This window comes from Protofrankia sp. CiT1 (genome assembly GCF_917627335.1).
Lineage (GTDB): Bacteria > Actinomycetota > Actinomycetes > Frankiales > Frankiaceae > Protofrankia.
Genome location: NZ_CAKJTP010000194.1, coordinates 1 through 934 on the forward strand (window position 1 = coordinate 1; position 934 = coordinate 934).

At 54.0% G+C, this 934-nt stretch carries 1 protein-coding gene; it reads right to left on the reverse strand.

Features of this window, described 5'->3' with window-relative positions:
- Positions 1 to 238: 238 nt before the first annotated feature.
- Entirely contained in the window at positions 239 to 676 is a 438-nt protein-coding gene (locus MJ785_RS22415) for an SSI family serine proteinase inhibitor (protein ID WP_370651640.1), read from the reverse strand.
- Between the last annotated feature and the right edge of the window lie 258 nt (positions 677 to 934).

Here is a 934-nt window from a genome sequence, read left to right on the forward strand (position 1 = left end):
GATGACTCTAAATCGCTATATTATATTTTGAATTGTTTCTTGAGATCTTCATGTGAGATTATGAATAATTTTTGATTTTTATCATTTATCCGTTCTCGAAATATTTAAAAACTCCTGTCGGGGAGGCGCCGGTGAGAATTAGCCAAGATGCCGGTGAGCCGCCGGTGGAAGAAGCCGCTCCGCTCTGCTGGCAGAGTGCCATGAATGCGTTGTTTGGATTTCGATTGGTAACAGCTGGTCAGAAGACCGGTGTGGTGGCTCCGTGCAGAATACAGCTGTTCGGGAATGTCTTCCGCCAGTGGACGACCCGACCAGCCCAGTAGCCGTCGGCGGTTGCTGTGACAGGGTCATAGATGAATGGACAGATTGCCCCCGGATCTCCTTGAAGCCTGCCAAGGTCACCGCCAGCATTCGCGATAGCTTTACACGCCGGGCCCGGGTTGGGATGGGTTGTCGCGCTGTTCGGCGGACAGAACAGCGTGACCGGTGTGGCGCCAACGTATGGTGATTCGCCCTTGGCAACGGTGAGGATCAACGCCCCGGTCGTACGAGCCACTGGGCTGGCTGTGGCTGCAAACGTTGGAGCGGTGGCCGCACCGGCGAGCAGTAATGATGTCACGGCAAGTAAGACCCAACGGGCAAGGTTCCTTTTCGCCGTCACAATAACCTCCTCCATCGTGATCGTCGATTCTCCCGCCGAGAACGTGACCCTCGACGGTGCTGCGACGCGGAAGGTGAGTCACCGGAAAATGGTCCGGAAGGTCCAGGGCTGTAGCCATATCCCTGTAACTCTTACGGTACGTTATGTTACAGGCCAAATTCATGTACATAGGTTTTATGTGTCAGAAAAATGACATCGAACATTATCCAGAAGTCGGATCGTAATCCACGTTGCTGTGTATGCGCGCCGCTTCGCCCCTTCCGGCCAAGGTTC